Below are 3,604 nucleotides of genomic sequence, written 5' to 3'. Positions count from 1 at the left end.
GCTCCATATAACCTCCTCTGGGCTTTTTTTTGGGGGGGCCCCGGGCACAACTTTTGCTTCAACCACTCGGGGGGGGGGGGGGGGGGGGCCCCGCCCGCCCCCCCCCCCCCCCCACCTCTTTCCGCAGTATGTGAACTTCTCACAGTAAGCAGTTCCAGGGAGCCGTTTTCCATGAGCGCCGAGTCACCCGGGCAGAGCGAGCACTATCTCCAAGTCTTCCGGCGGAACTTCCGGTCCTGGAGGGGCGAACGCCCGTTCTGGGCGGGCCTGTACGTCCTGCTCGCGGGTATCCCCATCGTGTACTTCCCGTACGCACACCTCCAGATCGGCCATCTGACGATGGCCATGGGCACCCCCGGCGGCGCCGGTTCCCTGATCATCGGCGTGCTGCTCTTCGTGCTGGGCTTCAGCCTCTGGTTCCAGAAGCACGTACGGACCTTCGCCGGAGTCGCGGCGATCCTGCTGGGGCTGGTGTCCATTCCGGTGGCCAACCTCGGCGGCTTCCTCGTCGGCTTCCTGCTCGCGATGGTGGGCGGAGCGATGGCGGTCTCCTGGGCCCCGGGCGACTCCGGTGAGGAAAAGCGCAGTTCGACGTACAAGAGCCAGGGTGGCGCCCCGAGCGCCTCCGACACCCCGGACACTCCGCCGGCCCCGGAACCCACCGGTACCCCGGACGGCGTGGACAGCGCGGGTCCCGCGGACGCCGGCGAGACGGGTGGCGAGCCGAGGGACCTGTCAGGAATGAGCTCCGCCTACGGGGCGAACGGGAGGCACAGTGCCGGCTGACGAGGCGACCCGCGGGACGGACGCCGACGAGTCCCGGGTGAGAACCGGACCGCGCCACGCGGCCCCCAGGAAGCCCCTGTTCACCAGATTCCACGTTCCCGCGGGCAAAGCCGTGGCCATCGCGGCGATGCCGACGGCCGTCCTCATGGGCATGGGCTTCACCCCCACGCTCGCACAGGCGGACGACCACTCGTCGTCCAAGAGCCTGACGGTGGACGAATACCAGAAGTGCGTCGACGCCATGACCGCTTCCAAGGACGGCAAGGACGCCTCGGCCACACCGACGCCCTCCGCCTCCTCCTCGGCGAGTTCGACCGCTTCACCCGGTAAGACGGAACCGACCCCCTCGGCCAGCGCGTCCCCGGACAAGACCTCTTCGCCGGATTCAGGTTCCGACGACAAGGCCGGGTCCGACCCGACGCCGTCCGCGAGCAAGTCGGCCCAGAGCGGCACCGGCACCGGTGGTGACGAGAAGCCCGCGGCGGCCCCGTCGGCCTCCACGGGCGGCGGCGGACTGCTCGGCGCCGTCGGCGACGCCATCACCGGCGTCCTCACCGGCGGCGGCGGTTCCACCGCGAGCTCCACGCCCACGCCGTCCGCCACCCCCTCCGCGTCCGCCTCGGCGAGCGCCGGGGGTACCAAGGACAAGGGCGCGTCCGGCACCGTCAAGGACACCGGCGACAAGGTCACCGACACGGTCAAGAAGGCCGTGAAGGACACGACCGACACGGCGACCAAGGCGGCCGAGGACACCACGAAGGCGGTCAAGGACGCCACCGACGCGGCCACCTCGTCCCCGAGCCCGTCCGCGAGTGCCACCACGGACCCGTCGGACTGCCCGGTCGCCACGGACGCCGAGGGCGGTGTCGACAACTCCGTACTGCTGCCCGACGACCCGTGGTACCTGAACGCCAGCTCGCTGCTGCTCAAGGGTGCCGACTACCAGGGCGTGGTGAAGGTGAAGACCGCCAGTGGCAAGATCAAGAAGGTCCTGAAGTACGTGATCTCCGACGGCACGGACATCGGCGACCTGCACCAGACGGTCAATGACGCGCAGGCCGGCAAGACGTACCACGTACAGGCGGGCAAGGGGACGACGTCCACCATCCGCGACGGCAAGACGGTCATGTACACGGAGAGCATCTCCGGGAACCTGCTCGGTCTGATACCGATCACGTTCGACCCGGACAACCCGCCGCCCCTGAACATCCCGCTGATCTACTTCACCAAGGTGAAGGTCGTGCAGGCCGGGCAGTTCGGCGGGACGCTGACCATACCCGGGCTGCACCAGTACACCAGCTGACCGGCCCCGGCCCGCGGATCCTCGGACCCGCCCACGACCTTTCCGGGAGCCGCAACACCCTGAGGGCGCCCCCTGTTCACGCAGGAGGCGCCCTCAGGCATTCCTGGGGGGCCGCGGGGCGCGGCAAGGGGAACGTAAAGAGAATTCGAGACCTGTGGGGCGGTAAGTACCACGAGGACGGCGTCATGCAGAACGTGTGCGCCCAGGGGATCGACGGCGACAAGCTCAAACAACTCATCGAGCGGACCGCGCAGTACGGACACGAGGCGGCGAGACCCAAGAACGACCCTCGCGGAGGCAGCTTCATCGATGACGCATTCGATGAGATCACGACCGGCGCGAACGGTCAGAACGGTATCCGTCTCTTCGTCGACGAGTTCGGCAATCTCAAGAGCGCACAGCCCGAGAACGTCTGGTAGGGGCAGAAAGAAAAGATGATCACCTTCTACTTCGAGCCCCGCGCCGAGGACGATTTCTGGTCCCCGGACCGGCGACCGGAGAACCCGGACCGGCCGGAGCACCCGGAGCTGACCGGCGCGGACTTCTCCATGAGCTACTTCCGGGCAGACGTGCGGCTCGTCATCCACGGAGTGGACCTCAGCCTGCGCACGCCGGGACTGCCCGTGGTCGACTTCGCACTGATGCTGGAGTACGCGAGAAGAGAGCTGGAGATCCGGAGCGGCATCGCGGTGGAGACAAGCGTGACCCGTCACGTGTTCTCCCTCAGCCGTGGACCGGAGACCGTCGTCCTCTCGACGAACTACGCGCCGGGTGTGGTGGAGCTGACCTGGGCCGAGCTGCGACAGCTCACCGGCCGGGCGAAGGCCGAAGCGTTCCGGCTGATCACCACCGCCCATCCGGAGCTGCGCGACAACGCGTGGTTGCGGGAGACGGTGGGAGCACCGCCGGCCGCGTGATCAACGGCGAAGGACCGAGGGCGCCCCCTGGAACCAGGAGGCGCCCTCGGTGCCGGGCGGGGTGCGTGGGTAAGGCGCTGCCGCCGCCGCGGCGGACCACGGCCTTCCGGGTATCGGCCGCAACCTGAAGTCCCTGGCGAGTACTTCGAGGAGTGGCGCGGCAAGGCCACCAACCCGGCCACGACGACCTCTGTGACGGAACGCATGCTCATGCGAGGGCCGTCCGCCTGTCCGGCGAATCTCCAGGTGAGTGACTCTGTGCGACGTGCTGTTCGAGACCAGAGGCAAAGGGCACACCAAGGTCAGTGGCGGAGGGTGACCTCACTTGGGCCGTTGAACGGGGCGAGGGAGGTTACTGCCCCCGGCATCCGCAGCCCGTCGTTCTCCACGAAGAGCTGCCGCGCCGCGCTGAAGGGCACCTCTCCGGCTGTCATCTCCGCGGCTCCGTCGTACAGCTTGCGGATGGCGTCCGTCATCTCCCCGTCGCTGCTGGCCCCGGCCCCCCATATATCCCAGAGGAGCGTCTCGACCTTGTTGAGTGACGCGAGGTCGAGCCGGACGTTGCCTGCCACGAACCATTCCCCGACCAGCGGGCCGT

General features: G+C 68.3%; 4 protein-coding genes and 1 pseudogene. 4 read left to right on the top strand and 1 reads right to left on the bottom strand.

Annotated elements, in window-relative coordinates; genetic code table 11:
* Positions 1–171: 171 nt before the first annotated feature.
* The 4 genes from ACFV2J_RS39930 (at position 172) to ACFV2J_RS39915 (ending at position 3,006) form a co-directional block, all read left to right on the top strand.
* Positions 172–786 (top strand): DUF6114 domain-containing protein, encoded by a 615-nt coding sequence (locus ACFV2J_RS39930; RefSeq protein ID WP_385097407.1) that lies wholly within the window; start codon positions 172–174, stop codon positions 784–786.
* The gene (locus ACFV2J_RS39925; protein ID WP_385097405.1) at positions 776–2,089 is read left to right on the top strand and encodes a hypothetical protein; all 1,314 of its coding nucleotides are present in this window, start codon (positions 776–778) and stop codon (positions 2,087–2,089) included. The genes ACFV2J_RS39930 and ACFV2J_RS39925 overlap by 11 nt, the downstream gene beginning before the upstream one ends.
* Positions 2,090–2,274: 185 nt before the next feature.
* Positions 2,275–2,508, top strand: a complete 234-nt coding sequence (locus tag ACFV2J_RS39920; RefSeq protein WP_385097402.1) for a hypothetical protein — start codon at positions 2,275–2,277, stop codon at positions 2,506–2,508.
* A gap of 15 nt (positions 2,509–2,523) precedes the next feature.
* On the top strand, positions 2,524–3,006 hold the full coding sequence (locus ACFV2J_RS39915) for a hypothetical protein (RefSeq protein ID WP_385097399.1): 483 nt from the start codon (positions 2,524–2,526) through the stop codon (positions 3,004–3,006).
* Between the two features lie 302 nt (positions 3,007–3,308).
* On the opposite strand, the pseudogene ACFV2J_RS39910 reads toward ACFV2J_RS39915, so the two are convergent.
* Positions 3,309–3,604: pseudogene (locus tag ACFV2J_RS39910) on the bottom strand (transglutaminase domain-containing protein); the annotation flags it as partial.

It is taken from the genome of Streptomyces sp. NPDC059668 (assembly GCF_042734135.1).
In the GTDB taxonomy this organism is placed as follows: domain Bacteria; phylum Actinomycetota; class Actinomycetes; order Streptomycetales; family Streptomycetaceae; genus Streptomyces.
This window is presented reverse-complemented; position numbering and strand designations above follow the sequence as displayed.

Coding starts and splice junctions, on each gene's coding strand:
- ACFV2J_RS39930 (WP_385097407.1), top strand. CDS start 172: ATGAGCGCCGAGTCACCCGGGCAGAGCGAGCACTATCTCCAAGTCTTC.
- ACFV2J_RS39920 (WP_385097402.1), top strand. CDS start 2,275: ATGCAGAACGTGTGCGCCCAGGGGATCGACGGCGACAAGCTCAAACAA.
- ACFV2J_RS39915 (WP_385097399.1), top strand. CDS start 2,524: ATGATCACCTTCTACTTCGAGCCCCGCGCCGAGGACGATTTCTGGTCC.